General features: G+C 66.5%; 21 protein-coding genes. 15 read left to right on the top strand and 6 right to left on the bottom strand.

What is annotated here, in order from left to right; translation table 11 throughout:
* Nucleotides 1–65 precede the first annotated feature (65 nt).
* The 9 genes from IEW98_RS06195 to IEW98_RS06155 all read left to right on the top strand — a co-directional run bounded on the left by IEW98_RS06195 (nucleotide 66) and on the right by IEW98_RS06155 (nucleotide 6,968).
* Nucleotides 66–380 carry a hypothetical protein gene (locus IEW98_RS06195; protein ID WP_188762056.1) on the top strand — a complete coding sequence of 105 codons (315 nt, stop codon included), beginning with the start codon at nucleotides 66–68 and terminating at the stop codon, nucleotides 378–380.
* 7 nt (nucleotides 381–387) lie between these two features.
* Nucleotides 388–1,065, top strand: coding sequence for a C39 family peptidase (locus IEW98_RS06190; RefSeq protein ID WP_243450578.1), 678 nt, complete (start codon nucleotides 388–390; stop codon nucleotides 1,063–1,065).
* Nucleotides 1,066–1,082: 17 nt separating this feature from the next.
* Nucleotides 1,083–1,769 (top strand): hypothetical protein, encoded by a 687-nt coding sequence (locus IEW98_RS06185; RefSeq protein ID WP_188762054.1) that lies wholly within the window; start codon nucleotides 1,083–1,085, stop codon nucleotides 1,767–1,769.
* Between the two features lie 8 nt (nucleotides 1,770–1,777).
* Nucleotides 1,778–3,091 (top strand): transporter, encoded by a 1,314-nt coding sequence (locus tag IEW98_RS06180; RefSeq protein ID WP_188762053.1) that lies wholly within the window; start codon nucleotides 1,778–1,780, stop codon nucleotides 3,089–3,091.
* 126 nt (nucleotides 3,092–3,217) lie between these two features.
* Complete coding sequence (locus tag IEW98_RS06175; RefSeq protein ID WP_188762052.1) at nucleotides 3,218–3,583, top strand: hypothetical protein; 366 nt, start codon at nucleotides 3,218–3,220, stop codon at nucleotides 3,581–3,583.
* A gap of 88 nt (nucleotides 3,584–3,671) precedes the next feature.
* Nucleotides 3,672–3,878, top strand: coding sequence for a TOBE domain-containing protein (locus tag IEW98_RS06170; protein WP_188762051.1), 207 nt, complete (start codon nucleotides 3,672–3,674; stop codon nucleotides 3,876–3,878).
* 4 nt (nucleotides 3,879–3,882) lie between these two features.
* On the top strand, nucleotides 3,883–4,284 hold the full coding sequence (locus IEW98_RS06165; RefSeq protein ID WP_188762050.1) for a winged helix-turn-helix domain-containing protein: 402 nt from the start codon (nucleotides 3,883–3,885) through the stop codon (nucleotides 4,282–4,284).
* A gap of 175 nt (nucleotides 4,285–4,459) precedes the next feature.
* Entirely contained in the window at nucleotides 4,460–4,846 is a 387-nt protein-coding gene (locus IEW98_RS06160; RefSeq protein WP_188762049.1) for a DNA breaking-rejoining protein, read from the top strand.
* 187 nt (nucleotides 4,847–5,033) lie between these two features.
* Entirely contained in the window at nucleotides 5,034–6,968 is a 1,935-nt protein-coding gene (locus tag IEW98_RS06155; protein WP_188762048.1) for a hypothetical protein, read from the top strand.
* Here IEW98_RS06155 and IEW98_RS06150 read toward each other — a convergent pair.
* On the bottom strand, nucleotides 6,965–7,129 hold the full coding sequence (locus IEW98_RS06150; RefSeq protein WP_188762047.1) for a hypothetical protein: 165 nt from the start codon (nucleotides 7,127–7,129) through the stop codon (nucleotides 6,965–6,967). The genes IEW98_RS06155 and IEW98_RS06150 overlap by 4 nt on opposite strands.
* Nucleotides 7,130–7,193: 64 nt before the next feature.
* Here IEW98_RS06150 and IEW98_RS06145 point away from each other — a divergent pair, with 64 nt between their 5' ends.
* Nucleotides 7,194–8,024 (top strand): YadA-like family protein, encoded by an 831-nt coding sequence (locus IEW98_RS06145; protein ID WP_188762046.1) that lies wholly within the window; start codon nucleotides 7,194–7,196, stop codon nucleotides 8,022–8,024.
* Here IEW98_RS06145 and IEW98_RS06140 read toward each other — a convergent pair.
* Entirely contained in the window at nucleotides 8,021–8,539 is a 519-nt protein-coding gene (locus tag IEW98_RS06140; protein ID WP_188762045.1) for a DUF2867 domain-containing protein, read from the bottom strand. The genes IEW98_RS06145 and IEW98_RS06140 overlap by 4 nt on opposite strands.
* Nucleotides 8,540–8,679: 140 nt before the next feature.
* Between IEW98_RS06140 and IEW98_RS06135 the strand changes: the two genes are divergently transcribed.
* The 5 genes from IEW98_RS06135 to IEW98_RS06120 are packed head-to-tail and all read left to right on the top strand — an operon-like array spanning nucleotide 8,680 to nucleotide 12,042.
* Nucleotides 8,680–9,618 carry an FAD-dependent oxidoreductase gene (locus IEW98_RS06135; protein WP_188762044.1) on the top strand — a complete coding sequence of 313 codons (939 nt, stop codon included), beginning with the start codon at nucleotides 8,680–8,682 and terminating at the stop codon, nucleotides 9,616–9,618.
* Nucleotides 9,618–9,800, top strand: a complete 183-nt coding sequence (locus IEW98_RS16145; RefSeq protein ID WP_207792517.1) for a nuclear transport factor 2 family protein — start codon at nucleotides 9,618–9,620, stop codon at nucleotides 9,798–9,800. Before IEW98_RS06135 ends, IEW98_RS16145 begins: the two co-directional genes overlap by 1 nt.
* Entirely contained in the window at nucleotides 9,797–9,976 is a 180-nt protein-coding gene (locus tag IEW98_RS16140; protein ID WP_207792516.1) for a hypothetical protein, read from the top strand. The genes IEW98_RS16145 and IEW98_RS16140 overlap by 4 nt, the downstream gene beginning before the upstream one ends.
* Nucleotides 9,973–10,947 (top strand): NAD(P)H-dependent flavin oxidoreductase, encoded by a 975-nt coding sequence (locus tag IEW98_RS06125; protein ID WP_188762043.1) that lies wholly within the window; start codon nucleotides 9,973–9,975, stop codon nucleotides 10,945–10,947. Before IEW98_RS16140 ends, IEW98_RS06125 begins: the two co-directional genes overlap by 4 nt.
* Before the next feature lie 12 nt (nucleotides 10,948–10,959).
* On the top strand, nucleotides 10,960–12,042 hold the full coding sequence (locus IEW98_RS06120; RefSeq protein ID WP_188762042.1) for an oxidoreductase family protein: 1,083 nt from the start codon (nucleotides 10,960–10,962) through the stop codon (nucleotides 12,040–12,042).
* 81 nt (nucleotides 12,043–12,123) lie between these two features.
* On the opposite strand, the gene IEW98_RS06115 is transcribed toward IEW98_RS06120, so the two are convergent.
* The 4 genes from IEW98_RS06115 to IEW98_RS06100 form a co-directional block, all read right to left on the bottom strand.
* Nucleotides 12,124–14,877 carry a DUF2339 domain-containing protein gene (locus IEW98_RS06115; RefSeq protein ID WP_243450577.1) on the bottom strand — a complete coding sequence of 918 codons (2,754 nt, stop codon included), beginning with the start codon at nucleotides 14,875–14,877 and terminating at the stop codon, nucleotides 12,124–12,126.
* 40 nt (nucleotides 14,878–14,917) lie between these two features.
* Nucleotides 14,918–15,298, bottom strand: a complete 381-nt coding sequence (locus IEW98_RS06110) for a hypothetical protein (protein WP_188762041.1) — start codon at nucleotides 15,296–15,298, stop codon at nucleotides 14,918–14,920.
* A gap of 148 nt (nucleotides 15,299–15,446) precedes the next feature.
* Nucleotides 15,447–16,589 (bottom strand): pilus assembly protein TadG-related protein, encoded by a 1,143-nt coding sequence (locus IEW98_RS06105; protein ID WP_243450592.1) that lies wholly within the window; start codon nucleotides 16,587–16,589, stop codon nucleotides 15,447–15,449.
* Between the two features lie 12 nt (nucleotides 16,590–16,601).
* A complete protein-coding gene (locus IEW98_RS06100) occupies nucleotides 16,602–17,036 on the bottom strand; it encodes a TadE/TadG family type IV pilus assembly protein (RefSeq protein WP_188762039.1) in 435 nt (144 codons plus the stop codon).
* Nucleotides 17,037–17,379: the final 343 nt, after the last annotated feature.

Here is a 17,379-nt window from a genome sequence, read left to right as displayed (position 1 = left end):
CGCCGGTGCGATCGGGGCCGGCGCATCCGCGTCGGCCTCACCGTCCCTGGCTCAGGAGGCAAATCGTGAAAATCCATCTCGCCGCGCTGGCGCTCGTCATGGCGGCACCCGCTATTGCCGCCGACAGCTTCGGCGCTCCCGTGACCGACGCCGTCCTTGGCGGCATCGCCGGCAAGGCCGATCTCTCCCAACTGGCGCGCGCCGACAATTCGAGCGTCGTTTCCAACAACAGCGTCAGCGGCCAGACCACGACCGGCGCGCTGTCGTTTGGCGGTAACGCCTTCCAGAACCTCAACGGCCTCGCCGTGGTCAGCGCCAACACCGGCAACAACGTCTCGATCAATGCCGCATTGAACGTCAATGTCGCTATCCGGCAGTAACACCGCCTTGATCGGTGCCCTCGTGCTGACCGCTGCTTGTACCCCGCAGCCGGGCCTAGATGGCGCGCGCCTGTACCAGCCCGGCGTCGTCGATATCGCGCTGCCGGTCGCGAGCGTCCAGCAGCGCAAGTTCCAGACCGTCATCCAGCAGCAATATGATTTCAGCTGCGGCTCCGGCGCACTCGCAACGCTGCTGCGCTTTCACTATGGCGACCCCCAGAACGAGCAATCGGTCTTCCTCGGCATGTGGCGCGAAGGCGACCGCGCCGCCATCCGCCGGCTCGGGTTCTCGCTGCTCGACATGAAACGCTACCTCGCCGGCCGCGGCATCGCCGCCGATGGCTACAAGGTCACCCTCGAACAGATCGCCCGCGTCGGCTCACCCGGCATCGCCTTGGTCGATACCCAGGGCTACAAGCATTTCGTCGTCGTCAAGGGTTTCGACAATGGCCGCGTCCTCGTCGGCGACCCGGCGCTTGGCCTGCGCCGCATCACGACCGGCGAGTTCAGCAAAATCTGGAACGGCGTCTATTTCGTCATCAATGCGCGCGCCGGCAGCAAGACTGGCAGCTTCGCCTCGCCCACCGAATGGGCACTCGCCCCCGGCGCGCCCAGTTTTGCCCCGACCGAACCCCTGAGCCAAGCAGCGCTCAGCCTGACCCGCCCCATCCTTGGCGACATCTGACCATGGGAAGCCCGCAAATGACCCGCACTCTTGTCCTGATGGCGTTCGCGCTCGCGGCTCCCGCCGCTGCGTCGACATTTTCGGCGCAACAAGCCCTGTCCGATCCTGAACTCGCATCCATGCGCGGCGGCATCCTGCTACCCAACGGCTTGTCGGTCGCGATCGGCATCACCATCGAGACCCGCATCGACGGCGTCCTCGCGCTGCGCACCAGCGTCTCAACCGAGCGCCCCGGCGTCATGGTCGCGACCGGCGGCACCGGCGCCGTCGGCGACGGCCGGCGCGTCAGCATCACCACCTGGCAGCCCCCCGTGGTCATCACCGAACGCGCGCGCACCGGCACCACCGTCACCTCGGCCCCGGGCGCGCCCGTCGTCGTCACGCTCAACGGCAGCGGCGCCCCCGCCAGCGACGGCACGCCATTGCCACTGGTGCCGGGCGGACCCTCGGCGCCGACCCGGTTCGGCGACGCCCGCGTCACCACCAACGCCGGCGGCTTCGTCACCACGCTGGTCGGGCCCACCATCGAAATCCGGCAACTGGTCGGGCAGGCCACCGGCGTCGTCATCGGCAACACCGCCGACAATCGCGTCATCGACACTGTCGCCCATGTCAACGTCGATCTGAGCAACGCCGGCACGATCATCAACAACCTCGGCTCCCAGATCGAATCCGCGATGCTGGCGGCCGCCCGCCGCAACTAGGACCTGCAATGATTTCTCTTTCGAAGACGCCGGTGTGGACAGGGGCGTTCTCTTTTGCGGCCCTGCTCGCGGCCGCGCCGGCACTGGCGCAGTCGAACGAAGCGTCCGATCTCCAGCAGCTGCGCGCCGAGATCGCCGCCGAACGCCAGGCGCTGCAGGCCCAGAAAGCCCGTCTCGATGCGCTGGAAAGCCGGCTGCTCACCCAACTTGGCGCCGCATCCCAGTCGCCCGCTCCGGCCGGGTCGCCGGCCCCGACACAGGTCGCCTCGGCCGCACCACCCCCGGCCGCCGACGTCAGCCGCCCGGTCGGCCAGGCCCCCGAGGACCAGGACCGCGCGCCCGAAGTGGCCGTCCTCGCCGATCAGGGCGGCGTCATCACCCAGCCCGGCCGACTGACCCTCGAAGGTTCGATCGAATATGCCCGCGCCGATCGCAACCGTGCCATTTTCCGCGGCATCGAAGTGCCGCAGTCGGTGCTCGTCGGCACCTTCGACATCAACGAAAACCGCCAGGATATCCTGACCGCCGCAATCACCGCGCGTCTCGGCATCACCGGGCGGTTCGAGATCAACGGCCGCCTGCCATATGTCTATCGCAGCGATTCCTCGGTCCTGGCGCCCATCGTCGCCAACCCGGCGGACTCAAGCGCCGGCACCACCGACGTCTCGGCGGAAGGCCGCAACATCGGCGATGTCGAGTTCGGCTTTCGCTACCAGGTGACCGACGGCCGCGGCGGCAAGCCGTTCCTCATCGCCGGCGTGCAGGCCGTCGCCCCCACTGGCACCGACCCCTTCGAGGTGCCGCGCAACGGCGCCGGCGTCGCCACCGAAGCCGCCACCGGCGCGGGCTTCTGGGGTGTCACACCCAGCGTAACCGCGTTGCTGCCGACCGATCCCGCAGTCTTGTTCGCCACGCTTGGCTACACCTACAACTTCGACAACGAAGTCGGCGGCCGGCGCATTAACACCGATACCGTCATCGACCTGGTCGATCCCGGCAACGCGCTGCAACTCAGCGCGGGCGTCGGCATCTCGCTCAACCAGCGCACCGCCGTCAGCTTCGGCTATGCCCATAACTGGTCGTTCGGCTCGACCACCACCGGCCGCGCCACCACGCGCGATCCCATCAATGGCACCGTCATCGGCGAAACGCCGTTCACCACCGAGCTGCGCGATCTCCAGCTTGGCCGCTTCCTGTTCGGCGTCAGCTACCGGGCTTCGCAGTCGACGACGATCAACTGGAATGTCGAAGTAGGTGCCACCCGCGACGCCGCCGATGTACGCACCACATTACGTATCCCCTTCAGTTTCGGCGTCTTTTAACTACAAGATTTTACAATGTAACTTGCCCGCCATTTTTGTGATATTGTCCGCATCCGGAAACACCGCCGGCGCGTAGCTTGGCGGCGGTGCTCCCCGGGGCCTGATACTGTTGGGCAGGAGTGTGGTGTGGAGATCGAGGCGCGTTTTGCCCCCCCGCGGCGACATGGTTCACGCCGTGAGTTCACCGTCCATTACGCCGACGATCGCCTGCAGATCGCAACGCTCGACGGTGGCTGGATCAGCGTGACGCGTTCGCAATGGTCGGCGCTGGTCGAGCGTGTCGAGCGCCTGCTCGACGTCCCCACGCCGTCGCCGGTCCCGGCCGAAAGCGGCTGGTCGCCTGATGACGATGACTTGCTGCAGTCGATGTGGACGGCGGGCAGCTCAATGGACGCGATGATCGATGGCCTGGACCGCAACAGCCTGCAGATCGAACGGCGCCTGTTCAGGCTTGGCATCATCGTCTCGCGACGTGCGCTTCAGGGTCGCTGAGGCAGCGCGGGGCGCGTGACAGGGCCGCTGCCTGTAGCGGCGGGGCAGCGGCTGCGATACACTCCCGGCAGCAATCGGGACCGAATAGATGAAAATCAGTGCGCGCAACCAGATTTCCGGGACGGTCACCGGTCTCGAACCGGGCGCCGTGAACGCGATCGTCAAGATCGATATCGGCGGCGGCAACATCGTCACCTCGAGCATCACCGAGGAGGCCATCGCCGACCTCGGGCTGGCGCTCGGCGACCGGGTCACCGTCATCATCAAGGCCAGCGACGTCCTGATCGGGAAATAGTCCGGTGCAGGTCGGGCCCGTCAAGATCCGTACGCAACTGCTTTGCGGCGGCGAACCGGCGATCGGCCCCGGCAAGGCCGATCTCCTCGAAGCGATCGACCGCACCGGTTCGATCTCGGCCGCCGGCCGCGCGCTCGGCATGAGCTATCGCCGCGCCTGGCTGCTCGTCGACAGCATGAACCATTGCTGGACCGAGCGCCTCGTCGACACCACCGCCGGCGGCAGCACCAGCCGCGGCGCCCGCCTGACTGCCAAGGGCCGGGTAATACTCGACAGTTTTCGGGCGTTGGAAAAGCAGTTGGCAATAGCGCTTCCCGGCGAGGCGCTCGATGGCCTGACCGCGGGCCTGCGCGAAATCCCCCTTCCTGGCGGTGCCGACATGACAGCCCGTGCGCCGATCGACTGACCATGCGCTGCTGTACTCTGGATCACGCAAGGCAACCGGGTCGATGATGTCGGCACCGAAACGAAACCGATTTTTTGTCTATAGGTCGCTTACCTACTTGGAGGTATAGTCATTTTTGCGGCACGAGTGTTGAATCATGCGGACTGGCTTGCCCTGCTATGATCCCGGATATGCCTTGGCATTCACCGTCGCCGCGTCATTGGCCATTGCCCCCGCATCCGCACGGGACCCCGTCCACACCGAACGTGTAGAGTTCGCCCGGGGCACTTCGTCCAGGATCGTCCGCGGTGCGGTAAGGGGCCTCGCCACCAAAGTCCATGTCATCGGCGCGAAGGCCGGCCAAACACTGGCGGTGGCGTTCCGCTCGTCGAACAGCGCCAATCATTTCAACGTGACCGCCCCCGGCGTCGACGAGGCCATGTTCGACGGCACCACCGGCGGCAACAGCTTCAGCGGCGAAATGCCGACCAGCGGCGACTACAAGATCAGCGTCTTCCTGTTGCCCAGCGCCGCCCGCCGCAATGAAACCGGCAACTACACGATCAGCGTCGGCCTCAGATAGGGTGCGGCCAGGGGGATCACATGCCGCCGGGCCAGTATCAGGCGACATTGGCTGATTCGGGGAAGGACCGGTTGGCCATCCAGGCCCGCAGCGATCACGCCGCTGGTCGATTTCTCCGCGCCACCACGCCGTCATGACGGCACGTTGTCGCCAGTCATTCAGTAGAATTTTCAAGGGGAGTACCAACATGCGCGTCTTCAACAACCGGATCGCCACGCCTGCACCAAGCCGCCGCCGCGCATTGTGCCTTGCCGGCGCCATGACGCTGCCGTTGTTCGCGGGCCCGGCACTGGCGCAGGTCGCGGTCAATCCGCAGGATCCGCCCGCGGCGCCGGCGTGCGTCGCCAATCCGCCCGCCGTCGTGGCAGGGGGGCTTCCCAGGGGCGGCGTCGCCATCAGCGGCAATGGAGATTGCCCCGCCGGCACGAGACCGGCAGCGCGGGTCACCGCCGACGGCGGTATCGCCATCGGCAACGATCGGACAGCGCCGACGCTCGCGGGCGGCAGCGACAGTGTCGCCATCGGCAACGGCGCGCAAGCGACCGCCGCCTCCACGACGGCGCTCGGCCGCGATGCCGCGGCGTTCGGCGTCAACAGCATCGCCATCGGCAACTTCGCTACCGCCGGATCTCTCGCTGATCTCACCCGGGTCAACACCATCGCGATCGGCAACGCGGCGGTGGCCAGCGCCCAGAATTCGACGGCGATCGGCGATGGCGCCGTCGCCGACGGTCCGCAAGGCACCGCGCTCGGCGACGGCGCGCGCGCCGGAACCAATTCGACCGCTACCGGTACCAACGCCACCGCCGGCAATTCGGCAGTCGCTTATGGGGTCAACGCCGTCGCCGGCAGCGTGCGGACCACGGCGCTGGGGCAGGGCGCCTCGGCCACGGCCGTCGACAGCTCGGCGATCGGCAGCTTTGCCTCGGCAACCGCGGCCAACAGCGTCGCGCTGGGCCGGAACTCGCTTGCCAGCCGCGGTGCGCAAGCCGGCTATACAGGCTTTGCGCTGACGCTACCGCAAACATCGATCGGCGAAGTCGCGTTCGGTACCGCGGCCGGACAGCGCCAGGTCACCGGGGTCGCCGCGGGCAATCTGGCCACCGACGCCGTCAATGTCAGCCAGCTGCAATCGGTCAGCGTCCGCGCCGATACTATCGCATCGGCTGCCGCATCGGCACTCGGCGGCGGCGCGGCGTACGATGCCGCAACCGGCGTGTTGACCCAGCCCAGCTACACCGTGCAAGGCGTGGTCCAACCGAGCGTCGGTGCCGCGCTGACCGCCCTCGATGGCGAGGTCACGACCAACACCAGCGGCATAGCAGTCAACACCAGCAGCATAGCGACCAACACCAGCGCCATAGCGACCAACACCAGCGCTATAACTGCCAATACCGGCGCCATCGCCGCCAACACTACCCAGATCGGCGCCAACAACTCCAGCATCACGGCGCTGCAGGGTCAGGTTGCGGGCACCATGACCGATATCGGCACACTGCAGACGCAGACAACGACCAACACCGGTGCCATCACCTCGCTCCAGGTCGAAAACGGCAGCCAGCAGACCCAGATCAATTCGAATACTGCTGCCATCACCGGCTTGACCGCGGGCGCGCCGTCGAACGGTATCGGCCTGGTGATTCAGCCCGCCAGCGGCGCCAACATCAGCGCCGGCGCGGCCGCCAACGGTGCGGCAGTCGATTTCACCGGCACCGGCACCGGTAATCCCGGCGATGCGCGGCAGCTTGTCGGCGTTGCAGCCGGCGCGGTCGGTGCCGGCTCGGTGCAGGCGGTCAACGGCAGCCAACTCGCCAACACCGCGCAAAGCGTCGCTTCGGCGCTCGGCGGCGGCGCCGTCGTGTCCGCCGATGGCTCGGTAACGGCACCTGCCTACACCGTCCAGGGCAGCGCTCAATCGAGTGTCGGCGGCGCCATCACGGCGATCGACGCCCAGTTGACGACCACCACCGGCGCCATCACGGCATTGCAAGGCCAGTCCAGCGGCAACACCGGGGCAATCACTGCCCTGACCGCCCAGGTCGGAACGAACTCGAGCGACATCGGCACGCTGCAGGGCCAGACCGCGGCGAACACCGGGTCGATCACCACATTGCAAGGCTAGACCGCAACGAACACCGGCGCCATCACCACGCTGCAGGGCCAGACAACGACGAACACCGCCGGCATCGCCGCTAATACCGCCGGCATAGCCGCCAACACAGCCGGCGTAGCCGCCAACGCAGCTGGCATCGCCAACGTCGCCGGCAACGTCACCAATCTCACCGGTCAGATCAACGCCGGTACCATCGGCATCGTCCAGCAATCCGGCCCGGCGGCGCCGGTCACCGTGGCGGCTGCAACCGGCGGCACTGTCGTCGACGTCACCGGGACCGGCGGCGCCCGGACCGTCACCGGCGTCGCCGACGGGCTTGTCGCCGCCGCATCGCGTGACGCGGTCAACGGCTCGCAACTGGCTACCACCAACGCCGCCGTCGTCAACCTCTCGACACTGGTCGTCAGCCAAGGCCTGGGCTTCGTTTCCAGCAACAATGCCGGGGCATTGGGGCCGGTGGCAAGCGGCGCAAATGCTTCGGCCGGTGGCGCCGGCGCCGTGGCATCCGGAAGCCAGTCGCTCGCCATGGGCAACGGCAGCGCTGCTGTTGCAGCCAACACCGTCGCCGTCGGTGCCGGCGCGGTCAGCACCGGCACCAACTCGGTCGCCCTCGGCGCCGGTTCGCGCGACGATGGTGCGACCAACGTGGTCTCGGTCGGCTCGGCGTTTGCCACCCGCCGCATCACCAATGTCGCGCCGGGCACCTCCGCCAGCGATGCCGCCAATGTCGGGCAGTTGCAGTCCGGGCTGACGGCGGGGCTTGCCGCGTCCAACGCCTATACCGACAGCCGCATCTCGGCGCTCGGCTTCGACCTGCGCAACGTCGAGCGCGATGCGCGCAAGGGCACCGCCGCCGCCGTCGCCATCGGCTATGCCCCGATGCCGTCGGCGCCCGGCCGCACCAGCTACACCCTCAACGGGTCGACCTTCCGCGGCGAACAGGCCATCGGCGGTTCGGTCGCACACCGCTTCGGTACCGCACAGCCGTTTGCCCTCACCGCCGGCTTCGCCTTTGCCGGCGAGGGCAACAACGCCGCGCGTGTCGGGGTCGCCGGTGAATTCTAGACTTTTGGCCACCCGCGCCGCGCAGCATTCCGGATGAATGTCCTGACGATCACGACATGGAAAGGACCGATCACCATCAGGTAAAACCGCCCCAGCCGATTGTGGCAATGCACCACCGTCGTCATGCTGACGATGTCCTGGCCGCCATCGGCAAATACCAGCACCGACGCCCGAAAATCGAGATGCCGGTCGTCCTCGCCGACGAGGATCTCGCGGTCGGAGCGCGACACGACCGGGAAGAAATCGATGCGGTCGCGTCGGTCGCCGCGTGTCCGCAATTGCCCCGCCGTCTTGATCCCGAGACGTCCCATGATTGCGTCGCGCAGCAGCATGAGTGTGCCGACCCACGCCGGCGGATGCGTCAGTATCGCCCGCGCCAATGCCTCGATATCGCGCGTCGCATCCGCCGGCAGTGCGATCGCATAGGCATCCACGAGGTCGGCCCCGGCATACCCCGGCGCCAAAGCGCTCCCGGACGGCGGCACGATGGCTTGCGGCGAGGATGACGAGATCATTCCGCCTTCTACACCGAATGCCAAGGATTACTTGCCCCGCTTGTCACCTGTCAGCTTTGCCATTTCGACAACGCCGGCGGAATGGAGGAAACGTCCAGTGAACATCAGGGTTCAACGACTGGCTTGGTCCAGGAGGTCGCGTGATTTACGATCTGATCATCGTCGGTGGCGGGATCGGCGGCGCTTCGCTCGCTGCCGTCATGGCGCAGGCCGGCCGCTCGGTGCTGCTGCTCGAGCTTTCCACCGTCTATGAAGACCGCGTCCGCGGCGAATGGATCGCGCCATGGGGCGTCGCCGAAACCCGCCGGCTCGGCCTCTACGACACGCTCGTCGCCGCCGGTGGCCATCACCTGACCAGCCACGTCACCTATGACGAAACCCGCGATCCCGCCGAAGCCGAAGCGACTCCGCTGCCGCTCGGCATCTTCGCCGAAGGCGTCCCCGGCCCACTCTGCATCCGCCACCCCGTGCACTGCCAGACCCTGTTCGACGCCGCCGCCGCCGCCGGAGCGCAGGCACTTCGCGGCGTCACCGTCCAATCGGTCGAACTCGGCGCATCGCCATCGGTGACCTACCTTCATGAAGGTGCCGAGCACACCGCCCGCGCCGCGCTTGTCGTCGGCGCCGACGGTCGCCAGTCGTCCGTCCGCCGTGCCGCCGGCATCGCGCTCACCCAGGACAAGCCCCACCACTGGTTCGCCGGGCTGCTCGTCGGCGACGCCGCCGGCTGGAACGATCCCATCCTCGGCCTCGGCCTGTCGATCACCTATCGCGACACGCGGCTAGTCTCCGACATTCTCAAGCACACCACCCCCGGCGCCCAGCCCGACTTCCGCCCCTATGCCGAGGAGCGCGCCGAGCGGATGCGCCGGTTGAAGGCCGCCGCCGATCTCCAGGCCGGGCTCGACATGGAATTCGGCGACGCCGCCCGCGAACGCCGCCGCCGCTATCACGAGGCCGCCGCTGCCGATCCGACGCTCGGCATGCACGGTTTCGCCGTGATGGCAGGTCCGGAGGCGGTGCCCGCCGAAGTCTTCGGCGCCGAACACCGCGCCCGCGTACTGGGGGCAGGGGCCTGATGGATATCGCCGCTTACAACGCCGACTGGCTCGCCGCCTCGTCCGCCAAGGATGTCGACCGCCTGCTGACCTTCTATGCCGAGGATGTCGAGTACCGCGACCAGCAGACCCCCGTCGGCATCACCGGCCACCCGGCCTTGCGCGCCTACCTCGAACAGCTTTTCGCCGGCACCCGCCGATGACCTATGTCCCCGACAAAACCTGGCCCATCGAAGGCGGTTTCTGTGGCCGCTGGTACTGCGACATGCCCGGCGCCGGCCGCCTGCGCGGTTTCGACCTGGTCCTCCTGTCGGGCGACCGCATCGCGCTCAACGAAGTCTACACGCACCTGATTCCTGAAAACGAGGCAAATTCATGATCCGCACCCGCTTCACCGAAATGTTCGGCATCGAGAAACCGATCGCCCAGGGCGGCATGCAATGGGTCGGCACCGCCGAACTTGTCTCCGCCGTCGCCAACGCTGGCGGCCTCGGCTTCCTTACCGCGCTGACCCAGCCCGACCCCGTCGCACTCGGCAACGAGATCGCCCGCTGCCGCACGATGACCGACAAGCCCTTCGGCGTGAACCTGACCCTGTTCCCGTCGATCAATCCGCCCGACTACAACGGCTACGCCCAGGTCATCATCGACAGCGGCATCAAGGTCGTCGAGACCGCCGGCACCCCGGCAATCGCCGAGCAATGGGCGATGTTCAAGGCCGCCGGCGTCAAGATCATCCACAAATGCACCAGCGTCCGCCACGCCCTCTCGGCCGAGCGCAAGGGCGTCGACGCGATCAGCATCGACGGCTTCGAATGCGCCGGCCACCCCGGCGAGGACGATATTCCCGGCCTCATCCTGATCCCCGCCGCCGCCGACAAGGTCAAGATTCCGATGCTCGCTTCCGGCGGTTTCGGCGACGGCCGCGGCCTCGTCGCGGCGCTGGCCCTCGGCGCCGACGGCATCAACATGGGCACGCGGTTCTGCGCCACCGTCGAGGCCCCGATGCACGACGGCATCAAGCAGGCGATGGTCACCAACGACGAACGCTCCACCGAGCTGATGTTCCGCAGCTATCGCAACACCGCCCGCGTCGCCAAGAACGCCGTCTCGACCGAAGCCGTCCGCATCGAGCGCAGCGGCGAGCCATTCGAGTCGATCGCCCATCTCGTCAAGGGCACCCGCGGCAAGGAAGGTCTCGTCAACGGCGATCCCGAACACGGCATCTGGAGCGCCGGCATGGTCCAGGGCCTCATCCACGACGTCCCCACCGTCAAGGAGCTCATCGATCGCATCATGGCCGAGGCCGAGGGCATCATCCAGCAACGCCTCGCCAGGCTGGCCGCCTGAGGCCCCGCCGAATTGGACATTCGAGCCACGCCGCAGGCGGTCACGACCGACTGGCTGACGGCCGTCCTGCGCCATGCCGGCATCCTGCGGTCCGCCCGCGTCACCGATTTCACCTGGGTGGCGGTCGGCGCCGGCATGCTCGGTGACAGCATCCGCTTCGACCTCCGCTACGACCGCGACGAGGATGCCCCGGCATCGGTCGTCGGCAAATTCGCCTCGACCGACCCCGTCAGCCGCGCCACCGGAATCGACTACGGCCTCTATCTGACCGAAGTCCGCTTCTACCAGGAGATCGCCGCCACCGTCGCCATCCGTGCCCCCGCCTGCTATTTCGCCGCCATCGACGAAGCCAGCGGCGATTTCGTCGTCCTGCTCGAGGATCTCGGCCCGGCACGGCAGGGCAACCAGCTCACCGGCTGCTCGGTGGCCGACGCCGAGCACGCCATGGTCCAGGGCGCCGCCCTCCACGGCCCGCGCTGGAATGATCCGTCCCTGCGTGACATCGCCTGGATCAACGGCCGCGCCGCCAGCGGTCAGTCGATCATCGACGGCATGCCCGGCTTCATCGCCGAATTCCACCGCCGCTACGATGGCATCCTCGAACCCGAATACATGGCCGTCGCCGATCGCTACGCCAGCCTCGTCGCGACCTTCTTCAGTGTCGAGCACAGCCCGATCACCCTCACCCATCTCGATTTCCGCCTCGACAACATGCTGTTCGACGCCCACGGCGGCACGGTGCCGCTGGCCGTGCTCGACTGGCAATCGGTGTCGGTCTCGTCGGGCCTGCTCGACATTTCCTACTTCCTCGGGGCCGGGCTTTCGCTCGACGACCGCCGCAAGCACGAAGACGACCTGCTCCGCCTCTACATGGACGAGCTCCGCCGCCACGGCGTCCGCGACTATGGCTGGGACGCGATGTGGCGCGGCTATCGCGTCACCGTCTTCCAGGGTGTCTCGACGGCAATCTTCGCCTCGGCGGCGACCAAACGCACCGAACGCGGCGACGCCATGTTCCTCGCCATGGCCCGCGGCTCATGCGCCCAAGCGATCGACGTCGACGCCTTCGCCGCCCTCCTCGAACGCGCCAGCTAACCCAAAAAATCCACTCGTCATGCTGAACTCGTTTCAGCATCCACCGCGCCGCACACTGCCATTCCCCGAAAACACCGAGCCCTAGTCAGCTTCCGCAGCCCGCGGCGGCAACGGCACGAAATACCCCACCACCAGCATCAGCACGCCCACCACGACGAACGCCACGATCCGCTGTCCATCGCCCGTCGCCGACAGGTCGAGCAGCAACAGCTTGACCACCACGGCCCCCAGCAGCCCGGCGCCCGTCAGCCACAGCCCGCGCAACACCCGCCGATGCGCAGCCAGCATCGAAGCCAGCGCCAGCAACGTCCACAAGATCGAGATCCCGGTCTGCACCACGGGGCTGCCCAGCAAGCCACCGGCGCTCCATTCCACCCCGAGCAGATGATGCGCGATCCGCAGCCAGGCCGTGTTGACGACAACGAACACCAGCACCGCCAGCATCACCCATACGCCGTTGCCGGTCACGTTGCCGGCGCTGTCGAGTCGCCGCGCTTCGAGCGTCCGCTGCCAAAACACCAGCACGCCGACCGCCAGCCCGAGCGTCACTTCGAGAGGATTGAGGAGTGGAATATAGGGCAGGGGCGCCGCATGACCGCGCACCACCACGGCGGCGACCATCGCCGCAAAATAGACCCACAGCGCGATCGGCGTCGCTGCCGTCCGGTAATAAGCATTCGCATGGCGATCGCGCGGCCACCCGGTCGCCCCCGATCTGCCGCCCCAGGCCGCAAGGATCGCCAGCACCGCAATCCCGCCGAGCAGCGGCAGGACCGCCGCCCATGCCGTATGCCAAAGCCCGCCGCGGTCGATACCGAACCAGATGATATCAGCCAGCACCAGCGTGCCCACCCAGACGCTGCCGACATGAGCGATCCGCAACAGCCCGCCGCTCGCGGTTCCAGCATCATGGTCGTTCGCCCACAGGACCGAAACATGCAGCCCGGCGACGGCCAGCCAGATCGCCCCGTCGGGGCCGGCCAGCACATGCTCGCCGAGCGCCAGCCGCGCCACCAGCACGATCGCCACCGGCACCAGCAAGACCCGCCCCGGCCAGGTCGCAACCGGCCAGGCGAATTTCCGTCCGGCAAAAGTCGCCAGCGCAGCGCTTGCCGCGACACCCAGCAGGAACAACAGGCTCTGCAACGCCGGTGTGACGGCCGCATCGCCCGCCGGCACGCGCCGCGTCACCTCGAGCCCGATTGCAAGACATACGAACCCGAACCCGGCGATGAACGCCGCCTCGGGCAGCGCCTGCTCGCCCGAGAGCAGTTGCGACCGCGGCGCCCCTGGTCGCAGCCACCAGGCAATCGCCAGCAGCGCCGCAGCGATGGTCAACGCGCCGATCACATGCTGCCCGAGCCCGGCGAGCGCCGCGACATTGTCGCCAATCGTGCCGAGATAGATGAGCGCCGATACGCCGACCAGCGCGAGTCCGAACACTCGCGGCAGCCACCGCGACTGGCGCAGCCCCACCCAATACGCCGCGGCCCCCTCGATCGCCCAGGCCGACGCCGTCCAGCGCGCGCCGAGCGCCAATGGCACCGCCGCAGTCACGAAACCGATGCCGATCGCCGTCATCGCGCCGACGAGCAAGGCAAATCCGGGACCCGTCCGCCGCCACAGCAACGCCGCCAGCCCGAGGTAGAACACCCCGAACGCCACCGCCGAAATCGCGTCGCCGTTTTCGAACGATCGCACCAGCCCGACCTGCAAGCCGAAGCCAATCAGCGCCGGCCCGAAGAGCAATGTGCTGTCGACGAAGTTGCCCAGCCGACCCGGCGTGTTGCGCGCATAAAGGATCGCGGCGACGACATAGATGCCGATAAACAGCGCCAGAAACGCCTGCGAGCTGGCGTAGGTCGCCGGCGTGTAGCGCAGCAGTCCCCAAGCCGTCGCGACGCCGAAGGTCGCGACGAACCCGATCAGGTTGATCATCCGCCACGACCGCCGGTGCGCGATGAACAGGATCGCCAGGTTGAGCACGGCATAATAGCCGAACAGCCCGATGCTGCTGCCCTCGCCGCCAAGCAGTACCGGCACCGCGAACCCGCCCGCAAACGATCCCGCCGCCAGCCCTTGCGAGTCCTGCCTGAGCGCCAACCAGCACCCGAGCGCGCAGACGATGACCATCAGCACCAGCGCCGCAGTCGGCGAGACGATCTCGAACAACCGCGCCGCTGCGAACACCGTCATGTAGATCACCCCGACCCCGGCGCCCTGCAGTGCCAGCGCAAACGCCGGCCGCGCCGCCCGCCGCAACAGCCCGACGCCGAGCAGCGCAACACCCGCCGCTCCGACCAGCGCCAGCCGCACCTCGATCGGGAACATGCCCGCCATCGCCGCATAGCGCGCCAGGAAGGACAGCCCGACGAACAGGATGATCAGCCCGACACGCACGATGGTATTGCCGCCCAATAACCACGCCCGCGCGGTGTCCAGTGCACTCGCCATCACGCCGGGCCCATCGTCCGCCACGGGCATCGGCCGAAACGTCCGTTCGGATGCAGCAAAGGGCAAGGCAACGCTGTCGGTGACAGTATCGCGCCCAATGGCGACAGGTTCGAGCACCATGGGCGGCGGCACCGGTTTCGGCGCAGGCGGCACAGCCGCGCCCATTTGAACAACCGCAAGCTGCGCGGACAGGTCGTCGAACACCGCTTCGGTCTCGGCGCGCACCACGTCGCGGATGGACTTCGCCAACCATTTTGCAGCAAGCGCGCCGGCGAGCCCGCCGAACACGAGACCGACGGCGACGGAATCCGCCGACAGCCAGCCAAGCACTGCGCCGACGACCAGCCCCCAGATCGTCAAGCCGTATCGCGGTGATTTCATGCGGCCACCAGCTCGTCGGCCACCATCATGCTGTTCGGCGTCACAAGGGCGATCTTGCCGGTTGCCGGCACGCGCAAGGCCTCGACGCGGCGGATGTTCTGGGCGGCGCAATCCTGGCAACAACGTCGGCGAGCGCTAATGTCAGCAGGTCGCCCGGCTTCCGGGCGTCGACGACACCGCCGGGCAGCGGCGCAGATTTGCTCCGGATCGCCGCGCCGATCGCGAACAACCAGTTGATGCCGGCGATCGGCAGCCAGATGCCGCGCACTTGAGGAGCGGTTCTGCAGACCGCCCGGTTCCCTTGTGCGATATCGATGTCGATCTTCGCTCTCGCCGCAGCCGGTGCAAGCTGCACGGCAGGCGACGAGAAAAAATCCACCGCCAGGCTAATCGCGGCAACAGCAAGGGCAGGCGCAGTCATGTTCTTGAGGCCACCTTCGACACGGTTGCGTCCAGCGGACCAGACGGGGCCATGCTTCGAAGGTCAAGTCCGGACAGTCACGCGACACGAAAAGGCCCGCCCCCGCACCGCAAAGAAGCAGTACGTGGGCGGGCCATCGTCCGAATTTCTAGCCGACCAGTCGAACCGAAGGATCGCCGAGCTTGCCGCTGGCAGGACATTTCATCCGGATCGCGATATCGTCGTAGTCGGTATCGGTCCACGCCGGGTCGAGCCAGTCGGCCTTTGCGCCTGACCGCCCTGGCGGCCGATCCTCCCAACCGAAATACATGAACTTGCCCGGCTGGCACGGCTCTGTCGCGAGCACCGGTGTGCGGTTCTTGCCTGTCTTCGCCGGCCTGCATTGGGCCGTATCGCAGCGAACCGTCTCGAGGACCTTTTCACTGGCGGCGATGTGGAATGTCTCGACGCCGTCCGCCACGGTCGTATCGGTGTAATAGTCGGACACCGGGCGTCCGGGTCGGCGACCCGAGATTTCAGCGTTGGTGTTGTTCCACAATTGCGGATTGCTCTTCACATGCCGGACATTGCGCAGCCGGAAACTGAGCGTCTGGCCTTTGTCGTTGCAGTTCGGCCACTGCATGGGGACGATCGGATTGACCTCGCGACCGCCGCTGATCGAGGCGATACTCTGGTTCGTCGGCACGTTGTTGGCAATTCGCGTCATCTGGGTACGCCGCGACGCCGGCGTGCCGCCACCGAGCTGGTCGAAGCAATACGCGTACATCTCGTTAAAATCGCCGGCTTCGTTGTCGAGGATAACGCCCTCGGGGGGCGTGTAGAAGGAATTCTCCGGCCGCGCCGCGATCGCCACCACGCTCGCGTTGATCTCGCTCGATCCCCAGACCAGCGAAAAAAGGCGGCCGATGCCGTTGCCGCGACCCGTGTCGCGCATCGCCACGACGCGAACCGCATTCACGTCGGTGCCGTTGCTGGGAACGAAACCTCCGCCCTTGCTATAGAAGCCGGTCGTGATATCGCTCGTGCGTGTGATCTCGCCATAATTCGCAGGCACGTTCCGCGTCACGATGTCCTTGGCTTTCGCCGCGATGTTGCCCCCCGTGTCGAGCTGCATCAAGCCTGCCAGCGCCCCTGCATCGGCCGCAGCCTGCATCTGGCCATGGACGATCCGATAGCTTGCCACATCGATGGCGAGTGCCAGTCCGCCGATCAGGACGGGCAGGGCGGCCGCCACGACAAAGGCAACCGCGCCGTTCTTGTCACGCATCACGGCGCATTTTTTCAAGATCATCTTTTTCACGACCTAGTCCTCGTATGGGATTTCTTGGTTCAGCGACGCGTCCGCAATCAGCGTCCAGGACGCGTTGCGGGTAAAGAGTGCGATCGGCGTTGCCGCGGTGGCAGGCAGCGTCACCCGCACCTTGATCACATTGGTCCGTGGATTGGCCGGATCGCTCTGCGTCACTGAAACCGTCGCACGGCTTGCAAACCACCCCGGAAGATAGGTCTTCACACGGGCCGGTACGTTGGCGATCGTCACCTTGTTGACTGAAAGCCGGCGCGAAACCACGTTGGCACCAAATTGCATCGAACTGAACGAGAAAAGAATAAAACTATATTCAAGCGCGCCGAAAAACAGCGCCATCAACAGTGGAGAAATCATGGCGAATTCGACCGCCACTGAACCACGGCGGTTCGATGGCAAGCTGAAAAGGCCAGACTTCAGGCGCTTTGCCACCACCCAACCCCTGTTACCGAGCCAAATTGTCAAACCCAAGTTAACACATCACCCATGAATGCTTTTGTGGCTTGAGTCAATGTCTCACTTTCAAACAACGTAATAACGCCTTGAAAACCTTACGTTGCAATATTTCTGACGAATCCGAAATTGTCTAGATCCGGTTCAAGCCCTTCACATTGGACGAATTAATGACAAACGAAAGCTGCGACCAACTGGTAGGGAATCGCGACGTTGCGCAGTTGAACTGAATGTAGTTGCCACGCGTATTACCAATGAAGTTTACGGCGCCGACAATACAACCGGTAGCGACTACGCCTCGTCACCTCGATACGGCTCATCA

Source organism: Sandarakinorhabdus glacialis, from assembly GCF_014643455.1.
Classification (GTDB): domain Bacteria; phylum Pseudomonadota; class Alphaproteobacteria; order Sphingomonadales; family Sphingomonadaceae; genus Sandarakinorhabdus; species Sandarakinorhabdus glacialis.
The sequence above is the reverse complement of the archived record's forward strand: the minus strand, read 5'-3'. Positions and strand labels throughout refer to the sequence as shown.